This is a genomic window from Bordetella genomosp. 2, assembly GCF_002261345.1.
In the GTDB taxonomy this organism is placed as follows: Bacteria; Pseudomonadota; Gammaproteobacteria; order Burkholderiales; family Burkholderiaceae_B; genus Bordetella_A.
In genome coordinates, this window is sequence record NZ_NEVT01000006.1 from 335,959 (window position 1) to 355,727 (window position 19,769).

Annotated in this window: 16 protein-coding genes; 5 read left to right on the forward strand and 11 right to left on the reverse strand. The window is 69.2% G+C overall.

Annotated features, from left to right (window positions below):
* The first annotated feature begins 15 nt into the window (after nt 1–15).
* The 5 genes from CAL24_RS11685 to CAL24_RS11705 all read left to right on the forward strand — a co-directional run bounded on the left by CAL24_RS11685 (nt 16) and on the right by CAL24_RS11705 (nt 7,028).
* Entirely contained in the window at nt 16–2,352 is a 2,337-nt protein-coding gene (locus CAL24_RS11685) for a cytochrome P450/oxidoreductase (protein ID WP_094806797.1), read from the forward strand.
* A 288-nt stretch (nt 2,353–2,640) separates the two neighbouring features.
* A complete protein-coding gene (gene tauA / locus CAL24_RS11690; RefSeq protein ID WP_094806798.1) occupies nt 2,641–3,672 on the forward strand; it encodes a taurine ABC transporter substrate-binding protein in 1,032 nt (343 codons plus the stop codon).
* 72 nt (nt 3,673–3,744) lie between these two features.
* A complete protein-coding gene (locus CAL24_RS11695) occupies nt 3,745–4,578 on the forward strand; it encodes a taurine ABC transporter ATP-binding protein (protein WP_094806799.1) in 834 nt (277 codons plus the stop codon).
* Nucleotides 4,571–5,404 (forward strand): ABC transporter permease subunit, encoded by an 834-nt coding sequence (locus tag CAL24_RS11700; protein ID WP_028356044.1) that lies wholly within the window; start codon nt 4,571–4,573, stop codon nt 5,402–5,404. Before CAL24_RS11695 ends, CAL24_RS11700 begins: the two co-directional genes overlap by 8 nt.
* Nucleotides 5,405–5,510: 106 nt before the next feature.
* Nucleotides 5,511–7,028 carry a PLP-dependent aminotransferase family protein gene (locus tag CAL24_RS11705; RefSeq protein WP_094806800.1) on the forward strand — a complete coding sequence of 506 codons (1,518 nt, stop codon included), beginning with the start codon at nt 5,511–5,513 and terminating at the stop codon, nt 7,026–7,028.
* A gap of 19 nt (nt 7,029–7,047) precedes the next feature.
* Here the strand turns inward: CAL24_RS11705 and CAL24_RS11710 are convergent, their stop codons facing one another.
* The 11 genes from CAL24_RS11710 to CAL24_RS11760 form a co-directional block, all read right to left on the reverse strand.
* On the reverse strand, nt 7,048–8,469 hold the full coding sequence (locus CAL24_RS11710) for an NAD(P)/FAD-dependent oxidoreductase (RefSeq protein WP_028356042.1): 1,422 nt from the start codon (nt 8,467–8,469) through the stop codon (nt 7,048–7,050).
* A gap of 36 nt (nt 8,470–8,505) precedes the next feature.
* Complete coding sequence (locus CAL24_RS11715; RefSeq protein WP_028356041.1) at nt 8,506–8,901, reverse strand: nuclear transport factor 2 family protein; 396 nt, start codon at nt 8,899–8,901, stop codon at nt 8,506–8,508.
* 37 nt (nt 8,902–8,938) lie between these two features.
* Nucleotides 8,939–9,934, reverse strand: coding sequence for a CobW family GTP-binding protein (locus CAL24_RS11720; RefSeq protein ID WP_094806801.1), 996 nt, complete (start codon nt 9,932–9,934; stop codon nt 8,939–8,941).
* Between the two features lies 1 nt (nt 9,935).
* Nucleotides 9,936–11,591 carry an amidohydrolase gene (locus tag CAL24_RS11725; protein WP_094806802.1) on the reverse strand — a complete coding sequence of 552 codons (1,656 nt, stop codon included), beginning with the start codon at nt 11,589–11,591 and terminating at the stop codon, nt 9,936–9,938.
* Nucleotides 11,588–12,655, reverse strand: coding sequence for an ABC transporter ATP-binding protein (locus CAL24_RS11730; RefSeq protein ID WP_094806803.1), 1,068 nt, complete (start codon nt 12,653–12,655; stop codon nt 11,588–11,590). Before CAL24_RS11730 ends, CAL24_RS11725 begins: the two co-directional genes overlap by 4 nt.
* Nucleotides 12,652–13,647: an ABC transporter ATP-binding protein gene (locus CAL24_RS11735; protein ID WP_094806804.1), complete on the reverse strand. Its 996-nt coding sequence runs from the start codon at nt 13,645–13,647 to the stop codon at nt 12,652–12,654. The genes CAL24_RS11730 and CAL24_RS11735 overlap by 4 nt, the downstream gene beginning before the upstream one ends.
* On the reverse strand, nt 13,644–14,540 hold the full coding sequence (locus CAL24_RS11740) for an ABC transporter permease (RefSeq protein ID WP_094806805.1): 897 nt from the start codon (nt 14,538–14,540) through the stop codon (nt 13,644–13,646). The genes CAL24_RS11735 and CAL24_RS11740 overlap by 4 nt, the downstream gene beginning before the upstream one ends.
* Nucleotides 14,537–15,505, reverse strand: coding sequence for an ABC transporter permease (locus tag CAL24_RS11745; protein ID WP_028356037.1), 969 nt, complete (start codon nt 15,503–15,505; stop codon nt 14,537–14,539). The genes CAL24_RS11740 and CAL24_RS11745 overlap by 4 nt, the downstream gene beginning before the upstream one ends.
* A gap of 10 nt (nt 15,506–15,515) precedes the next feature.
* A complete protein-coding gene (locus tag CAL24_RS11750; RefSeq protein ID WP_028356036.1) occupies nt 15,516–17,102 on the reverse strand; it encodes an ABC transporter substrate-binding protein in 1,587 nt (528 codons plus the stop codon).
* A gap of 118 nt (nt 17,103–17,220) precedes the next feature.
* Nucleotides 17,221–18,840: a GMC family oxidoreductase gene (locus CAL24_RS11755; RefSeq protein WP_170947076.1), complete on the reverse strand. Its 1,620-nt coding sequence runs from the start codon at nt 18,838–18,840 to the stop codon at nt 17,221–17,223.
* Nucleotides 18,837–19,769 carry a bifunctional enoyl-CoA hydratase/phosphate acetyltransferase gene (locus tag CAL24_RS11760; RefSeq protein ID WP_028356034.1) on the reverse strand — a complete coding sequence of 311 codons (933 nt, stop codon included), beginning with the start codon at nt 19,767–19,769 and terminating at the stop codon, nt 18,837–18,839. The genes CAL24_RS11755 and CAL24_RS11760 overlap by 4 nt, the downstream gene beginning before the upstream one ends.

Sequence of the window (19,769 nt, forward strand, 5' to 3'; positions counted from 1 at the left end):
CACGCGGAGCCTCCCATGACCCCTACTTCCCCTGCCCGTCCTTCCGGCTGCCCGGTGGACCATTCGGCGCTCGCTGCCGCGGCGGGCTGCCCGGTGAGCCCCCGGGCGGCCGAGTTCGATCCGTTCGGCGACGGCTACCAGCAGGACCCGCCCGAATACGTGCGTTGGGCGCGCGAACAGGAGCCGGTGTTCTACAGTCCCAAGCTCGGCTATTGGGTAGTGACGCGCTACGACGATATCAAGGCGATTTTCCGCGACAACATCACGTTCAGCCCGTCGATCGCCCTGGAGAAGATCACCCCGACCGGTCCGGAAGCGAATGCCGTGCTCGAGTCGTACGGCTACGCCATGAACCGCACCCTGGTCAACGAGGACGAGCCGGCCCACATGCCGCGGCGGCGCCTGCTGATGGACCCGTTCACGCCGGCCGAGCTCAAGCACCACGAGCCGATGGTGCGGCGGCTGACGCGCGAATATGTCGACCGCTTCATCGACGCCGGCAAGGCGGACCTGGTCGACCAGATATTGTGGGAAGTCCCGCTGACCGTGGCGCTGCATTTCCTGGGCGTGCCGGAAGAGGACATGGACATGCTGCGCAAGTATTCGATTGCGCACACCGTCAATACCTGGGGCCGCCCCAAGCCGGAAGAACAGGTGGCCGTGGCGCATGCGGTGGGCAATTTCTGGCAGTTCGCCGGCAAGGTGCTCGAGAAAATGCGCCGCGACCCGTCCGGCCCGGGCTGGATGCAATACGGCATCCGCAAGCAGCGGGAGCACCCGGACATCGTCACGGATTCCTATCTGCACTCCATGATGATGGCGGGCATCGTGGCCGCCCACGAGACCACCGCCAATGCCTCGGCCAATGCGATGAAGCTGCTGCTGCAGCATCCCCAGGCGTGGCGCGACATCTGCGAAGACCCGGCGCTGATCCCGAACGCCGTAGAGGAATGCCTGCGCCACAATGGCTCGGTGGCCGCGTGGCGGCGCCTGGCCACCCGGGACGTGGAGATCGCCGGGGTGAAGATTCCGGCCGGCGCCAAGCTGCTGATCGTGTCTTCCTCCGCCAACCACGACGAGCGGCATTTCGCCGATGCCGACCTGTTCGATATCCGGCGCGAGAACGCCAGCGACCAGCTGACCTTCGGCTATGGCTCGCACCAGTGCATGGGCAAGAACCTGGCCCGCATGGAAATGCAGATCTTCCTGGAAGAGTTCACGCGCCGGCTGCCGCACATGAAGCTGTCCGAACAGCGCTTCACCTACGTGCCCAATACGTCGTTCCGCGGACCGGAGCATCTGTGGGTGGAATGGGACCCGCGCCTGAACCCGGAGCGCCGGCGCCCCGAGCTGCTGCAGGTCCGCCAGCCGGTGCGCATCGGCGAGCCCTCCGCGCACGCCATCAGCCGCACGGTAGTGGTCGAGCAGGTCGCGCCGGCCGGCGACGGCATCGTCAGGCTGCGGCTGGCTTCGTGCGACGGCCGGCCCCTGCCCCGCTGGGCGCCCGGCGCGCATATCGATGTCGAGTGCGGCGACACCGGCATCTCGCGCCAATATTCATTGTGCGGCGATCCCGCCGACACGCGCAGTTTCGAGATCGCGGTGCTGCATGAGCGCACGGGCCGCGGCGGGTCGGCCTGGATCCACGCCCGCGTCAAGCCGGGCGACCGCTTGCGCATCCGCGGGCCGCGCAACCACTTCCGGCTCGACCCGGCCGCGCGCAAGGCCATTTTCATTGCCGGCGGCATCGGCATCACGCCCATCAGCGCGATGGCCCGCCACGCGCGCCAGGCGGGCATGGACTACGAACTGCACTACAGCGGCCGCTCGCGCGCCGGCATGGCGCTGTTGGACGAACTGGCCGCCCTGCACGGCGAACGCCTGCGCACGCACGTATCGGATGAAGGGCGCCGCAACGACTTCGCCGCCCTGCTGGCCCGGCCCGAGCCCGGCACGCAGATCTATGCGTGCGGCCCGCAACGCATGCTCGATGCGCTGGCCGCCGCCTGCGCCGCCTGGCCGGAAGACGCCCTGCGCGTCGAGCATTTCCATACGACCGCCACCGTGCTGGACCCGTCAAAGGAGCATGCCTTCGAGGCCGAGCTCAAGGATTCCGGCCTGGTCATCAACGTGGCCGCCGACCAGACGCTGCTGGCGGCGCTGCGCGCCGCCAATGTCGATGTGCAGAGCGATTGCGAGGAAGGCCTGTGCGGCTCGTGCGAAGTGCGGGTGCTGCAGGGCGCCATCGACCACCGCGACGTGGTGCTGACGCGGTCCGAGCGCGACGCGAACGGCAAGATGATGGCGTGCTGCTCGCGCGCGGCGGGCACGCGGATCGTGCTGGAACTGTAGCAACCCGCGCGCCGCCGCCGGGATGACGGTGGCCGGGGCGTGCACTGCCGCTGGTTCGTTTTGGAAGATAATAATTATTAAATATCAATAATTTATATCTATTTCTAAAAGTAGTTCATTATATTTTGGCAGGCCAGCCATGCCCGCCTGCCGGCGCTTGTCTTGGCCCAACCTGATGCACGCATTTGGCTCTAGCGTTATGGCGGCATCCAGGCAAACTTGATCGCGGGCCGCAACGCAGCAGTCCAGTCGTACCGGGGCGCGGCTTACTCTCTTCAGGAGATCACCATGCAAGCGATCAATCGCCTCATTCGCCGCTGCGTCCTGGCTGGCGGCTTCACCCTGCTGGCCGCCGCGCAGGCCCACGGGCAAACCAAGCTGGTCGTCGGCTACCAGCTCATTGTCGGGCCGTTTCTATCGGCCATTGCCGACGGCAGCTTCGACAAGGCGCTGGCGCAGGCCGGCTACCAGGTCGACTGGCGCCAGTTCACATCAGCCGGTGATATCTCCACGGCGCTGGCATCCGGCAAGGTGCCGGTGGGCGTGCTGGGATCCACCGGCATCACCGCCGCGGCCACGCGCGGCGTGGACATGGAGCTGTTCTGGATCCTGGACAACATTGGCAAATCCGAGGCGCTGGTGGCCCGCGAAGGCTCCGGCATCAACAGCCCGCAAGACCTCAAGGGCAAGCGCGTGGCCACCCCGTTCGTGTCGACGGCGCACTTCCACCTGCTGGTGGGGCTGGAGAAAGTCTGGAAGATCAATCCCCGCGACGTGCGCATCCTGAACATGCAGCCGCCGCAGATCGTGGCGGCCTGGCAGCGCGGCGATATCGACGCGGCCTATGTCTGGCCCCCTGCCCTGGCGGAAATCCAGAAATCCGGCAAGACCATCGCCGATTCCGAGGAGATCGGCAAGGCCAGCGTGCCGACCTTCGACGGGCTGGTGGCCGACAAGGCCTGGGCGCAGAAGCATCCCAAGTTCATGGCCGCGTTCACGCAAGTATTGGCCAAGGCGTATGCCGACTACCGCGCCAATGGCGCCGGCTGGACCGCCGACTCGCCGCAGGTGCAAGGCATGGTCAAGCTGATCGGCGGCAAGCCGGACGACGTGGTCGGCGCGCTCAAGCTGCTGGGCTTTCCCACGGCCCAGGAGCAGGCTTCGCCGCAATGGCTGGGCGGCGGCAAGGAGTCCGGCGCGGCCCGGGCATTCGCCGCCAGCGCGCAGTTCCTGAAGGAACAAAAGCAGATCGACAAGGCATTGCAGGATTACAGCCCGCACGTGAACGCCAGCTATGCCCAGCAGGCCGCCACGCAGTAGCGTGGCCGGCCGCAACGTCATCCGGACGGCCGCCGCCCAGCGCGGGCCGTCCGCATTCCCGGAGGTAACCGCATGACCGTGCCGCCCTCGGACGCGCAAACTCTCAGGGCCGAAAACGTGAGCGTCACGTATCCCGGCCTGCACGACGGCGAGCCCGTCGTTGCCCTGCATGGCGTCGACCTCACCATCGAACCGGGCGAGTTCATCGTCGCGCTGGGGGCCTCCGGCTGCGGCAAGACGACGCTGCTCAGCCTGCTGGCGGGCTTCCTGTCGCCTACGGAGGGCCGCATTACGCTGGCCGGGGCGCCGATCGTCGGGCCGGGCGCGGACCGTGGCGTGGTGTTCCAGAAGCATGCCCTGCTGCCCTGGCTGAATGTGCTGGACAACACCGAGTTCGGGCTCAAGCTGCAGGGCGTGCCGCGCGCCGTGCGCCGCGAGCGGGCCGCCCAGAACCTCGAGCTCGTGGGCTTGCAGGATTTCCACCAGCACATGATCTACCAATTGTCGGGCGGCATGCAGCAGCGTGTCGGCATCGCGCGCGCGCTGACCTGCGATCCGGCCATGCTGCTGATGGACGAGCCCATGGCCGCGCTGGACGCCCTGACCCGCGAAACGATCCAGGAGCTGTTGCTGCGCATCTGGGAACGCACCGGCAAGATGTTCTTCTTCATCACGCACAGCGTCGAGGAAGCCCTGTTCCTGGGGTCGCGCCTGATCGTCATGTCGCCGCGCCCCGGCCGTATCACCCATACGTTCGCGCTGGACTTCAACCGGCGCTACCTGGAGGATGGCGATGGCCGCCGCATCAAATCCAGCCCCGAGTTCATCGCCATGCGCGAACAGGTCCTGGGCATCATCTACGGGGACGAACGCGCCGCCGGAGCGGCCGGGAGCCCGCATGCATAGGCGGGCCTCCTTCTTCGGCGCCAGGCCCGCCGCGCCAGGCAAAGTCTATGGCGCGCCGGGCGCCGGCCACAGCAGCCACATCAGCCTGATCACCAGCGCGGTCTTGATCGGCCTGTGGTTCCTGGTGACGTCCATGGAATGGGTCAAGCCGCTGTTCCTGCCATCGCCCCAGGCGGTCTATGCCAAGTTCATCGCCGCCATGACCGACGGCGTGGCCGGCTCGACGCTGGCCGAGCACGCGGCCGCCAGCCTGTCGCGGGTATTCGGCGCGTTCTTCCTGGCCTGCGCCACCGCCATACCGGTGGGCATCCTGATGGGCGTGAACCGCTACGCGCGCGGCATCTTCGATCCTCCCATCGAGTTCTACCGGCCCCTGCCCCCACTGGCCTACCTGCCGCTGGTGATCATCTGGTTCGGCATCGGCGAATTTCCCAAGATTTTCCTGATCTACCTGGCGATCTTCGCGCCCATGGCCATCGCGGCGCGCGCCGGCGTCCGGTCGGTATCGATCGAGCAGATCCACGCCGCCTACGCCATGGGCGGCACGCCCACCCAGGTCATCCTGCACGTCATCCTGAAGGCCGCCCTGCCCGAGATCTTCACCGGCATGCGCATCGGCATCGGGGTGGGCTGGACGACCCTGGTGGCGGCCGAAATGGTCGCGGCCGACCGCGGGCTGGGCTTCATGGTGCTCAACGCCGCGCAGTTCCTGGCCAGCGACACGGTCATCATGGGCATCGTGGTCATCGGCATATTCGCCTTCGCCTTCGACTTGCTGGTGCGCTACCTGGAACGCCTGGCGATCCCCTGGAAGGGACGCATATAGCGGGGCGGCGCCGGCCGGGCAATCCCCCATGGCCGGGCGCCCGCTTATCTTCTATGCTGGGTTGCAGACGGCGCGTCGACGCGCCTTCGCCTTTCCGGGAGGCTTCATGTTCCAGGCCGCGATGCCCAAGCCCGTATTGTGGGAAAGCCTGTTCCAACGGGAGAGCGCCACTCACCTCAGCCTGCAAGGCCGGCTGCGGCAAATGCTGGTGTCGGCGATTCTCAGCGGCCACCTGCCGCCGGGCGCGCCCGTGCCGTCCAGCCGCTACCTGGCCGACCAGCTCGGCATCGCCCGCAACACCGTGGTATTTGCGTACCAGCAACTGGTCAGCGAAGGCTACCTGGTTTCGCGCGAGCGCAGCGGCCATTTCGTCAGCGACGACGTGCTCAGCGGCCGGCTCGGCCAGGCCCCCGCCAGCGCCGGCCTGCCGCCGCGCACGGCGGTGCGCTGGGACGAGCGGCTGCGGTTCCGCCCCACGCGCCAGCGCAACATCGTCAAGCCGCGCGACTGGCAGACGGCCCCCTACCCCTTCGTGTACGGCCAGTTCGACCAGGAACTGTTTCCCACCGCGGAATGGCGCGAATGCTGTATCAAGGCGCTGTCGGTGCTGGACATCCGTAGCTGGGCGCCCGACCTCATCACCCATGACGACCCGGCCCTGATCGAACAGATCCGCACCCAGGTGCTGCCGCGCCGCGGCGTGTGGGCCGATGCCGACGAGATCGTCATTACCGTGGGCGCCCAGCATGCGCTGTACCTGCTGGCGGACCTGCTGATCAATGCCGACACGGTCGTCGGCATGGAAGACCCCGGCTATCCCGATGCGCGCAATATCTTCGCCAGCCGCACCCGCAACCTGGTGCCGCTGCCCATCGACGCCGAGGGCCTCTGCCTGGGCACCAACCTGCTCGACTGCGAATATGTATTCGTCACGCCCAGCCACCAGTGCCCCACCACCGCCACCATGCCGCTGGCGCGCCGGCAGCAGCTGCTGCGGCTGGCCGCCGAGGCCGACTGCATGCTCATCGAGGACGATTTCGAAAGCGAGAACCGCTACGGCGAGACGCCCATCGCGGCCCTCAAGAGCCTGGACCAGGACGGCCGGGTGATCTATGTAGGCAGCCTGGCCAAGGCGTTCGCGCCCGGATTGCGCATCGGCTATATCGTCGCCGCGCGCGAACTGACCGCCGAGCTGCGCGCGCTGCGGCGCCTGATGCTGCGCCACCCGTCCGCCTATATCCAGCGGGCCTTTTCGCTGTTTATTTCGCTGGGCCATCATCACGCGCTGCTGCGCAAGCAATCGCATGCCTACCAGCTGCGCGCGGCCGAACTGGCCAATGCGCTGGCGCGCCACCTGCCCGGCTGGCAGGCGACGCCCCTGACGGGCGGCTCGTCGTGCTGGCTGCATGGCCCGCCCTGGCTGGATGCGGGCCGGCTGGCGCAAGCAGCCCTGGAAGAAGGAATCGTGATCGAACCTGGCGGCGTATTCTTCATGAACGAAGCCAACGCGCCGCGCAATACCTTGCGGCTGGGCTACACCTCCATCAGCGCCGACCGCATCGAGCCGGGCATCGCGCGCCTGGCGCAGATCGCGCAGCGCATGGAGTTGCGCGGGGCCGCCTGAGCGCGCCCCGCGCCGCGTGCTAGAAAATCTCGTCGCGCAAGTAGTACCAGCGGTACAGCAAGGCCTGGCCCAACCGCCGCCACGGCGCGAAGGCGTGGCCAGGCAGCGGCGTATCGTAGATGGGCAGGTCCCACCGCACGCCGTCCTTGCCGACGATGCGCTGGGCCAGCCGCCGGCCGGCCTGGGCCGAGAACGATACGCCATTGCCGCCGTATCCGAGTGCGTAGTACACCCGCTGGGCAGGGTCGGGCTGGGTGACCCGGGGCATCATGTCGTGGCTCACATCCACCCAGCCCCACCAGGAATAATCAATCTCGATGTCGCGCAGCGCGGGGAACTTGCGCGCCAGGCCGTGGCGCAGGAGCTCCAGGTGGCGCGGCTGCCCGGCATCGGCGCCGTGGATGGCGCTGCGGCTGCCGATCTGCATGCGGCCGTCCGGCAGCAGGCGGTAATAGAACCGCAAGGTGCGCGTATCGGTGATGAACACCGTGCTGTGCAGCCCTGCCGCGCGCCGCTCCGTTTCGCTGAGCGGACGGGTAACCATGGAATTGGACAGGACCGGCATGATGCGGTTGTCCAGCAGCCGATTGACGCCCTGGGCCGTATAGCCGCCCGTGGCGAACGCCACGCGCCGCGCCCGCACGATGCCGCCGGGCGTGCGCAGCCGGAAGGTGCTGCCGTCGTTGTCCCAGCCCAGCACCGGGCTGCACGGGTGTACGCGCGCGCCCAGCGCGCGCGCCTGCCGCAGATAGCCGAACGCCAGCTTCAGCGGGTGTACGCCCGTGCCGTCGGGCTCCAGCAAGGCGCCCGCGGCCTCTTGATCGTGGGCGTAGCGCTCGTGCAGCTCGGCGCGGCTGAGCATGCGGGTGTCGTAGCCGAAGACCTCGCGCATGACGCGCGCCTCATTTTCCAGGAACGCCAGCTTCTTGGGCCGGTGGGCCGTATACAGGTGGCCGCCGGGTTGCGCGTCGCAGTCGATCTCGGCAACCAGGCTTTTCCAGTATTCGAAGCCATCGCGGATCTCGGCATCCAGCCGCCGGGCGACCTCCATGCCCCAGCGCTGGATCCATTGCGAACGGTACAGGCGGCCCGACGCGTTCTGTCCCTGGCCGCCATTGCGGCTGGTGCAGCCCCATACCGCCCGATTGGCCTCCAGCACCGTCGCGCGGATGCCGAAATCGCGCGCCAGGGCCAGCGCCGCCGAAAGCCCGGTGAAGCCGGAGCCGACGATCACCACGTCGGCGTCGACGTCGCTGGTGATCGGGCCGTCATCCGGCGGCGGCTCGCCGGCGGTCGCCACCCAGTAGGTGGGAGCGTAGTCCTGGCCTTGTCCAGGCGGCTTGACCAGGGGGTCGTAGAGCGGGTCGTACGGCGCCGCGGCGGCACCGGCGGCGCCGGCCGCGCGGGCGCCGCCATTGAGGAAATTCGCTTGAGCATCCATGGCGATCCGGCGGAAGGCGTGGTCGGCTGGCGGGAATTAGCGGCGGTCCGCGGGCAAAGGGGGACGTTGCTTGCGGAAGGCGTTCTTGATGTGGATCTTGCCGGCGCGGAAGGTGAAGACATCGACCATGTCGGCCTCGACGCGCGAACCATCGGGCGCCGTGCCGGTGAAAGTCGATTCGGACACGCCGCGGTCGCCCGCCACCCAGTGGCGGCCATCGCGCCATTGGGCATCGGGGAAATTCTGCCAGGCCGCCGCGAACGCCGCCCGTACTGCCGCCGTGCCGACATGGCGCGCGCCGTATTGCTCCGGGCCGGCCACGGTCTCGAAGACGCAATCGTCGGTCATGAAGCTCATCAGCGCGTCTATGTCGTGGCGATTCCAGGCGGCCGCGAATTCGGCCAGCGTCTGCGGGGTGACTGCATCGGACATGATGGCGGTTCTCCAGTCTGACAGGGATGCGATCAAGTTACGCGGCGCCGGGGGACCGGTCTAGAACCAGACCAGGGCATTCGCTTGCACCAGCGGCGCGGCCCAGGCAGCCTTCGACGGCGCCGCGGTCGAGGCCGCGCGCGCCGATCAGCACCAGCCCGGCCGGCACCGCCGCGCCAGGCGCCACGCGCGCATAGCGCACGCGCCCGCCGGCGTACTGCACCAGGACCTGGCCATGGCGGTCGGTCGTCAGCCAGCCTTTGGCGCGCACCACGCTGCGCGGCAGCTGCTTGAGCGCGCTCGTCAGCCGGTCGGCATCGAGCGGACCGCCGGCCGGCCAGAACCAGCTCTCGAAGGGATGGTCAGCGGCGTGCTCATGCTGCGCATGGCCGTGCCCCCTCTCGCGGCCGGCCCGCGCGCCGGCCTGGCCGGCGGCCGGTTCCGCTGCGGGAACGGCCAGCAAGGCGGCCAGGTCGGCGTCGGCGGACAGGATGGGCACGTCGGCGGCGCGCCGGGCCAGCCAGGCGCGGGCCGCGGCAGTTTCCTGCGGGCCGGCCAGGTCGGCCTTGCCCAGCAGCAGCACGCCGGCCGCATCCAGCTGGCGTCCGACGGTATCGGCCAGCAGCGGATCGGCCGCCTGTTCGCGGATGCGGCTGGCATCGACCACCACCAGGACGCTTTCCAATTCCAGCATCGGGTCGGCCATGCCGACCTGGGCGATGCGCGCCGGGTCGGACACGCCGCTGGCCTCGATGACGATCCACTCGGGCGCCGGGTCGCGCGCCATGACCCGCGCCAGCGCGTCGTCCAGTCCGCCGCCGATGCTGCAGCACACGCAGCCATTGGCCAGGCTGATGGTGTCGCCGTCGCGGCTGGCGACCAGCGCGGCGTCGATGTTCACTGGCCCGAAATCGTTGACCAGCACCGCCGCCCGGCGCTGGCTGCGCGCCAGGATGCGGTTCAGCAGCGAACTCTTGCCGGCGCCCAGGAAACCGCCGACCACCGTCAGCGCGATACGCGGCGGCGCGGCCATATCAGGCTCCCGGGGCCGCCAGCGGCCGGCCGCCCACCACGGTCCCGATGACGCCCGCGTCCTTCAGGTTCTCGGCGCCCAGGGCGCGCGGGTCGTCGCGCAGCACGCAGAAGTCGGCCCGCTTGCCGATCTCGATCGAGCCGATCTCGTGGTCCAGGTGCAAGGTGTAGGCCGCGCCCAGCGTGATGGCATGCAGCGCGGCGTCCACGCCGATCCGTTCGGATTCTCCCAGCACGCGGCCGCCGGCCGTGCGGCGGTTGACCGCGCACCAGGCGGTGAACAACGGTCCCAGCGGAGTGATGGGCGCGTCCGAGTGGATCGCGTACGGCACGCCCAGCCGGGCCGCGCTGGCGCAGGCGTCCATGCGGTTGGCGCGGTCGGGCCCCATGGTCTGCGCATAGTGCGCGTCGCCCCAGTAGTAGATGTGATTGGCGAACAGGTTGGCGCACATGCCCAGCCGGGCCATGCGCCGGAACTGGGCGGCGTCGGCCATCTGGCAGTGTTGCAGGGTATGGCGGTGGTCGGCGCGCGGATACCGCTGCAGCGCGCGCTCGACCGCGCGGATGGCTACTTCGGTGGCCTCGTCGCCGTTGGTGTGGATGTGCAGCTGCACCCCCGCCGCGTGGTAGGCCAGGACGATCTCGTCCAGCACGTCGGGCGGGGTCACCCAGATGCCGTTGGGCGCGCCGTTGTAGTAGCCCGGCCAGCGCAGCCGCGCGGTGAAGCCCTGGATGGAGCCGTCGACCACCAGCTTGACCATGCCCAGGCGCAGCTTGTCGTGGTTGCGCTGCTTGAGCTGCTCCAGCCGCCGCAGGCAGGCGGCGGGGTCGCCCGCGAAGGCCATGGCCGACGCGGCCGGGACGATCCGCACGGGGTAGTCCGCTTCCGCGCTGACCCGCGCCAGGGTATCGATGCCCTCTTCGTTCAACTCGTTGACCAGGTCGGTGGCCGTGGTGACGCCGGCCAGTTGCGCCACTTGCCCGAACAGCCGCAGGCCCCGCTCCGTCAGCCCGATGGTGCGGAACGGATTGCCGATCAGGCGCATGACCGGGAACATGGCGGCGAACTCGCACAATTCCCCCGTCGGCTCGCCGTTGTCAAAGCGGGTGATGCCTTCGATGTCGGTATCCCGGTCGATGCCCGCCCGCGCCAGCATGGCGCTGTTGGCGTTCATCAGGTGCATGCTGGCGTGCATCACCACTACGGGACGGGCGGCCGACACGGTGTCGAGCTCGCGCACGGTCATGCGCCCGCTGTCGAAATAGATGGGATCGAAGCCCCAGCCGATTAGCGGCTGGCCGTCCGGCAACCCCGCCTCGGCCTCGCGCAGGCGCGCGCATACCGCCTCGAAGCTGGTCAGCCCCTGCCACAGGCGGCCATCCGGCCCGCGCCGGTCGTAGTAGCCGACGTAGACGAAGGTCCACATGCCGCCCTCCGGCAAGTGGCAATGGCCTTCCACCAGCCCCGGCATGAGCACCTGGTCCGCATAGCGTTCGTCCACGATGGCGGCGCCCCACCCTTGCAGGCTCTCGGCGTCGCCCACGCCCAGGATGCGCCCATCGCGCACGGCCACGTGAGTGGCCTCGGGCTGGGCCGGGTTCATGGTGAGGATGGCGCGGGCCCGGAAGATCGTCGTGGCGGGCGATGGCGAAGTCATGCGGCGCTCCTTTGCGGCTGGGGTTGGGTGGAATGCGTGGCGCCCGGCACCAGCGGCGGATGCGCCACACCGTCTTGCACGACCACCCCGTGACAGGCCACCAGGTGGCCGGCGGCGGTCTCGCGCAGCGCGGGCGCCTCGGTATGGCAGCGCGCCTGCGCCACTGGGCAGCGGCCGGCAAAGCCGCAGCCCGGCGGCGGCTGCAGCGGGCTGGGCGGGTCGCCCGCCAGCCGGATGCGCTGGCGCGCCCGCTCGCGGCCGCCGTGCACGGTCGGCACGGCCGACATCAGCGCCACGCTGTACGGATGCAGCGGCCGGCCGAAGAACGCCTGGCGCGGCGCGCGCTCGACGATGCGGCCCAAATACATGACGGCGATGTCGTCGCAGATGTGCTGGACCACCGCCATGTCGTGCGAGATGAACAGGAACGACTGCCCCTGCTCGCGCTGGATGCGGCGCAGCAGGTTCAATATCTGGGCGCGGATCGCGATGTCCAGCGCCGACACCGGCTCGTCGCAGACGATCAGGTCCGGCGCGCTGGCCAGCGCCCGGGCAATGTTCAGGCGCTGGCGCTGGCCGCCCGAGAACTGGTGCGGGAACGCCTGCCGCTGTTCCGGGCGCAGGCCCACCTGGGCGAATAGTTCCGCCACGCGCGCCTCGCGCTGCGCCGGCTGGCCGATTTCCAGCAGGTCGAGCGGCGCGCGCACGATCTCGCCGGCGCGCTGGCGCGGATTGAGCGAGGAATACGGGTCCTGGAAGATCAATTGGAATCGCCGCCGCAGCGCGCGCAATGCGGCTCCCCGCAAGGTCGTCACGTCGACGCCGTCGAAATGAATCGACCCCGCCGTGGGCTCCGCCAGCCGCATGACCGACAGCGCGGTGGTGGTCTTGCCCGAGCCGGACTCGCCGACAATCGCGAGCGTGCGGCCGCGCTCCAGGTCGAACGACACGCCGTCCACCGCCCGCACCACTGCGGCGCCGCCGCGCCAATGGCCGCGCCGGACGGGAAAATGGACCTGCAGGTCGCGCACCGACAACAGCGGCGTCGCGGTGGCTGTGCTCATGGTGCGGCTCCTTCGTGCAGCCAGCAGGCCACGCGGTGCTGCGGCCCGGCCGCGAACATGGGGGGGAACTCCTGGGTGCAGCGCGGCATGGCGTGGCCGCAGCGGTCATGGAACGGGCAGCCGGCGCCGCGCTCCCACACGGGCGGCACCATGCCCGGAATCTCCGCCAGGTCGGGCCGCGCATCGCCGGGCGCGGGATCCAGCTCGGGCAGGCAGGCGATCAGGCCGCGCGTGTAGGGATGCGCGGGCCGGGCCAGGATGTCGGCCACCGGCCCCTCCTCCGCCACTCTCCCGCCGTACATCACCACCACGCGATCGGCCATTTCCGCTACCGCGCCCATGTCGTGGGTGATCAACAACACGGCGGTGCCGCGCCGCTGCTGTTGCTCGCGCAGCAGATCGAATATCTGGGCCTGCACCGTGACGTCCAGCGCGGTGGTCGGCTCGTCGGCGATCAGCACGTGCGGGTCGCAGGCCAGCGCGATGGCGATCATGACGCGCTGCCGCATGCCGCCCGACAATTGGTGGGGATACTCGTCGACCCGCCGCTCGGGCGCTGGGATGCCCACCGAGCGCAGCATCTCGATGGCCTTGGCGCGCGCGGCGGCCTTGTCGAGCTGCTGGTGCAGGCGCAGCGACTCGCCGATCTGGTCGCCGACGGTATAGACCGGGTTCAGCGCGGTCATCGGCTCCTGGAAGATCATCGAGATCTGGTTGCCGCGGATGCGCCGCAGCGCCGGTTCGTCGCACGCGGCGAGGTCCGCGCCGCGCAGGCAGATCGAGCCGCCCTCGATGCGGCCGGCCGGCGGCACCAGCCGCATGATCGCCAGGGCGGTCATGCTCTTGCCGCAGCCGGATTCGCCTACCAGGCACAGCGTCTCGCCGGGCATCAGCGCAAAGCTGATCTCGTTGAGCACCGCGGCGCTGCGGCCGCGCGCGTGGAACGCCACGGTCAGGCGCTCGACCTCGAGTACAGGCGTGGCGGCATTCATTCGCGGCCTCGCAGTGTGGGGTTGAGCGCGTCATTCAGGCCGTCGCCGATCAGGCTGACGGCCAGCACCGTCAGGAAGATGGCCGCGCCGGGCAGCGTGACCGCCCACCAGGCCGTCAGGATGTACGGGCGGTTGCTGCCTATCATCAGGCCCCAGCTCATGATGTTCGGGTCGCCCAGCCCCAGGAACGACAGGCCCGCCTCGAACAGGATGGCGGTGCCGATCGCCAGCGTCGCGGACACAATCAGCGGCGCCATGGCGTTGGGCAGTATCACCCGCCAGATGATGCGGCCGTTGCCGGCGCCGATGACGCGTTCGGCCAGCACGTACTCGCGCCGCTTCAGGCGCAGGAACTCGGCGCGCGCCAGGCGCGCGGTGCCGGTCCAGCTGACCACGCCGATGGCAATGGCGATGGTCGCCAGCGTGGGGCTGAACAGGGTCACCAGCACCATGGCGAACAACAAGGCGGGCAGCACCTGGAAGAACTCGGTGATGCGCATCAGCAGGTCGTCGACCCAGCCGCCGTAGTATCCCGCCAGCGCGCCGACCACCACCCCGATCAGCACCGACAGCACGGCCGCCACCACGCCCACCAGCAGCGTGGCCCGCCCGCCGTGCACCAGGCCCATCAGGACGTCGCGGCCCAGGTAGTCGCTGCCCAGCAGGGCGTACTCCGAGCCGGGCGGCTCCATGGGCGCCGCGGCGATCTCGAACGGGTCGCCCGGCATCAGCCAGGGCCCGGCCAGCGTGACGGCCAGGATCAGCAGCAACAGCAGCAGTCCGAACACCGCCGTGCGGTTGCGCAGGAACACGCGCAGGGCCTCGCGCGCCTGCCCGGGCGGCCGCACGGCCGGCGCGGCCGCCACGGGCGACAGGATCTGGGCTCGGTTCATGTCGTCTTGATCCTCGGGTCGATGAGACGATAGGCCAGGTCGGTGAGCTGGTTCATGACCACCACCAGCAGCGACGCGAACAGCAGGATGCCCAGCATGGTGGGATAGTCGCGCCGCAGCACCGAGTCGAAAGCCAGGCGCCCGAGGCCCGGCCAGTTGAATACCGTCTCCACCAGGATGGCTCCCGCCAGCACATTGCCGAACTGCAGTCCCAGCATGGTGACTACCGGCAGCACGCCATTGCGCAGCGCATGCTTGTAGAGCACCCGGGACTCGGACAAGCCTTTGGCGCGGGCGGTGCGGATATAGTCGGCCGACAGCGCATCCATGACGCTGGCGCGCGCCAGCCGGCTGTACTGGGCCAGGTAGACGAACGCCAGCGTAAAGGCCGGCAGCACCAGGTGGTGCAGCACGTCCAGCGCGCCCGCCCAGCCCGATTCGTCGGCACCGGCCGAACGCATGTCGGACACCGGGAAGATCGGCAGCACGGAGGCGAACAGGATGATCAACACAATCCCCATCCAGAACACGGGCGCCGAATAGCCGACGATCGACAGCAGGGTCACTGCCTGCGACAGCGGGCCGTTCGGCTTGCGCGCCGCCAGGGTCCCCAGGAAGGTCCCTACCAGGAAGGCGGCCAGCACGGCGGTGATCACCAGCAGCAGCGTGGCCGGCACGCGCTGCCAGATCAGGTCCGCCACTGGCAAGTTGAAGAAGTACGAATAGCCCAGGTCGCCTCGCAGCACCTGGCCCAGGTAGATGCCGAGCTGCACCAGGAATGGCTTGTCCAGGCCGTACTGCGCCCGCAGCTGCGCGCGCAATTCTTCGCTCAGGCCGCCCATTGAGCCGGCGATGGTTTCCACCGGGTCGCCGGGCGAGATATGGATCAGCAGGAAATTCAGCGACACCACGGCCAGCAGCAGCACGGCCGCATATACCAGGCGACGCAGCAGGAAGCGCAGCATGGGGCTCCTCCTACTGCGCGACCCAGGTTTCGTCCAGCGGCGACAGCAGGCCCCAGATGCCGTCGGGCAAGGCATGCACGCGCTTGGTGGCGAGGGTATGGTACGGAATCACCGTCAGGAACATGATGGGCAGGTCGGTCATGACCAGCTTCTGGAATTCCGCGTACAGCGCCTTGCGCTTGGCGGCGTCGGTCTCGCGGCCGGCCTGTTCGAGCAGCTCGTCGACCCGGGCATTGCGGTACGACTGGGTATTGGTCCAGATGATGTCGCGGATGTTGCTCGACAGATAGGTGCGGTGCACGCCGATCACCGGGTCGCCCCAGTTGAAGACGATGTCGGTGGTCATGTCGAAATCGTGGCTGGCGATGCGCTTGGCCCAGGTCGGGAAGTCCGGGGAAGCGCGCACCTGCACGGCGATGCCGATCTTCTTCAGCTGGCTGCGCAGGTACTCGGCGACGTTCTTGCCCTGCACATCGCTGCCCGGCATGTAGTCCATGGTCAGCGACAGCCGGGTGCCGTCGTCCTTCTCCTTGTAGCCGGCCTCTTCGAGCAGCTGCACCGCCTTCTTCAGGTCGAGCGGATAGCCCGGCAGGTCGGCGCTCGCGAAGGGGCTGGTGCCGATGATCGGGCCGTCGGCCGGCTTGGCGAAGCCGGCATTCAGGGCGCGCACGATGAACTTCTTGTCGGTCGCGTAGGCGATGGCCTGGCGCACGCGCGCGTCGTCGAGCGGCTTGCGGGCGGTGTTGAAGGCCACCCAGCTCAGCGCCCCGATGCCCTCATAGCCGCGGTCCGTCATGGTGATGGCCGGGTTGTCCTTGGCGCGGCGCAGGATGGTCGGGTCGGTCATGTACGGCAGCACATCGATGTCGCCGCGCTCGAGCCCGATCAGCAGGTTGGTGGCGTCGGGGTTGATCTTGATGACGATGCGGTCCAGGTACGGGCGCCCGGCCAGGAAGAATTTGTCGAAGCGCTCCAGCACGGCCTCCTGGCCCGGCTTGAACTCCTTCAGCTTGAACGGGCCGGAACCCACCACCCCGGTCGAATTGAGGCGATGGGATTTCAGGTCCTGGCCATCGTCGTACACGTGCTTGGGCAGGATCGGCATCAGCGCCGGCGACATGGCCAGCAGGATCGCCGGGTGCGGCTGGCTCATGTGCACCACCGCCGTGTGCGGGTCGGGCGCCTCCACCTTCTCGACCGGCGCCAGCATGGTCTGGAACGGATGGTTCTGCTTGATCGCCATGATCGAGAACGCCACGTCGGCGGAAGTCACCGGCTTGCCGTCGTGGAACAGCGCGTCCTTGCGCAGGTGCAGCGTCAGGGTCTTGCCGTCGGCGGACAGCTCCCAGGACTCGGCCAGGTAGGGATGCGGCTTCCAGTCGGCATCGAAGCGCACCGGACTGGCGAACAGCTGGGTACTGGGCATGGCGGTGGCGATGCCCGACTGCACCGCGCCATTGAGGTGGCGCGCCACCTGGGTCGAGCCCACCACCAGCGTGCCGCCCTTGACGGGCGTGTCGGCGGCGCCGGCCGCCGCGCTCCAGGCCAAGGCGGCGCTGATTGCCGCCGCGACCGCTACATGTCGTATGCCGCGCATGGTCCATCCCCTTCTGAATGTTTTTCCGGGCCCGTCAGGCGGGACGTACCGCTAGGGTATCGGCCCTGCCCCGCCGGGCTTAGTACCAGTGGCATGGACTCGTTGGGACCAGCGCCGGTCAGGCCGCGTCGGCGAGAATCAGGTCGGCGGCTTTTTCCGCGATCATCATGACCGGGATATTGGTATTGCCCGACACCAGTGTCGGCATGATGGAGCAGTCCACCACTCGCAGTCCCTGCACGCCGCGCACCCGCAGGCGCGCGTCCACCACCGCCAGGGGATCTCCCTGCGGTCCCATGCGCGCCGTGCCGCTGGGGTGGAAGATGGTGGCGCCGTGCTCGCGGCAGAAATGCAGGATGTCCTCATCGCTGTCCGCCGGCGCGCCAGGCCGGTGCTCGCGCACCAGCAGGTCGGCCAGCGGCCGGGCGGCGGCGAGCCGGCGCGCATAGCGCACGCCCGCCACCGCGGTGCGCCGGTCGAGCTCGTCGGAAAGATAGTTCGGCTGGATGGCGGGCGCCTGGCGCGGATCGCTGCTGGTGATGCGCACGGTGCCGCGCGAGCGCGGCCGCAGCTGGCAGACCGACAGGGTACAACCCGGGAAATCGTGTACCGCGCCGCCCGCCATGTCGGCCGACAGGGTCGCCACATGGAACTGCACATCGGGCCGCGTCGACTCCGCCAGGGCGCGCCCGAACAGCGCGCCCTGGTTGATGCCCACCGCCAGCGGGCCGGAACGCGTCAATGCCCACTGCAGCCCGATGCGCGCCCGGCCCGCCAGCGTGCGCAACTGGTCATTGGTGGTGATGGGCCGCGCGACCTGCCACATCAGGCGGAACTGCAAATGGTCCTGCAAGTTCGCGCCCACTCCCGGCGCATCGACCCGCACCGGGATGTCGAACCCGCGCAGCAGCCCGGCCGGGCCGATGCCCGACAGCTGCAACAATTGCGGCGACTGGATGGCGCCCGCGCACAGCAACACTTCGCGGCGCGCGGCCAGGGTCTGGCGGCGTCCGTCCGCCAGTATCTCCACTGCCGCGGCGCGGCTGCCCTCGAAGACCACGCGGGTGGCGAGCACGCCGGTGCGGATATGCAGGTTGGCGCGCCCGCGCGCCGGCTTCAAGTAGGCGCGCGCCGCCGAACAGCGCAGCCCCCGGTGCGTGCTCAGCTGGTAGTAGCCCACGCCCTCGTTGTCGCCGGTATTGAAATCGTCGCGGCGCGGCAGGCCGAACGTGCCCTGGGCCGCCTCGATGAAGGCTTCGATCAAGGGGTGGCGCGCCCGGATCGAACTGGCGTGCACCGGCCCCTCGGTGCCGCGCGTCGGGCCCGGCCCCAGGTCGTTGCACTCCAGCTTGCGGAAATAAGGCAGGCATTCCTCCCAGCTCCAGCCAGGGTTGCCCTGCCCGGCCCATTCGTCGTAGTCCTGGCGCTGGCCGCGCACATAGATCAGGCCGTTGATGCTGCTGCTGCCGCCCAGCGTGCGCCCGCGCGGCCAGTAGATGCGGCGTCCCAGCATGCCCGGGTCGGGGTCGGTATAGAACCCCCAGTTCAATACGGGGTGGAACATGGTCTTGCCATAGCCGATCGGCAGGTGGATCCACGGGCTGCGGTCGGGCGGACCCGCCTCCAGCAGGCACACCGTATGCCGTCCGCCGGCCGACAGGCGGTTGGCCAGCACACAGCCGGCCGACCCCGCGCCCACCACGATGTAGTCGTAAACCGCCATGGCGCGCCTGGTCATGCGGGTTGTGCGGTCGCCAGCCACCGCCCGTACAGGGCCGCCACCGCGCAGCTGTTGATGCGCGCGGCTGCCGAGTCGGCGCGGCTGGTCAGCAGCACCGGCACGCGCGTGCCCAGCACCAGGCCCGCCATGGAGGCCCCGGCCAGCCAGGTCAGTTCCTTGTAGATCATATTGCCGGCCTCGATGTCGGGCACCAGCAGGATGTCGGCATCGCCCGCCACGGCCGAGATAATTCCCTTGAGCTGGGCCGCCTGGGCCGAGATCGCGTTGTCGAACGCCAGCGGCCCATCGACCTGCCCGCCTTCGATCTGCCCCCGGTCGGCCATTTTCGAGAGCGCCGCGGCATCCAGCGTGGCCGGCATGGCAGGGTTCACCGACTCCGTGGCGCACAGCACCGCCACCTTCGGGCGCGCCACGCCCAGCGCGCGCGCCAGGTCGATGGCGTTCTGGGCGATATCGGCTTTCTCGGCCAGGCTGGGCGCGATATTGACCGCGGCGTCCGTCACCAGGAACAACTTGGGATACGCCGGCACCGCCATCACGAAGGCATGGCTGACGCGCCGCGCGGTGCGCAGGCCCGCGTCGCGGGCCACCACCGCGGCCATGAAATGGTCCGTATGCAGGCTGCCCTTCATCAGCATGTCGACCTGCCCGTCGCGCGCCAGCGCGGCGGCGGCGCAGGCGGCGGCGCGTTCGTCGTTGCCGGTATCGTGGATCTCCATGTCCGCGGCCGCGCCGTCCAGCGCGGCGAGCAGCTCGCGCAGGCGGCCGGCCGGACCGACCAGCACCGGCTCCATGTAGCCTTCGGCGCGCGCCTGCATCACGGCCTGCAGGCACTCGGCCGTCATCGGATAGGCCACCGCGGTACGCGGCCGCCCGTGTGACCGCGCGGCCGCGCGCAGGGGGTCGAACAATATTTCGCCATTCAT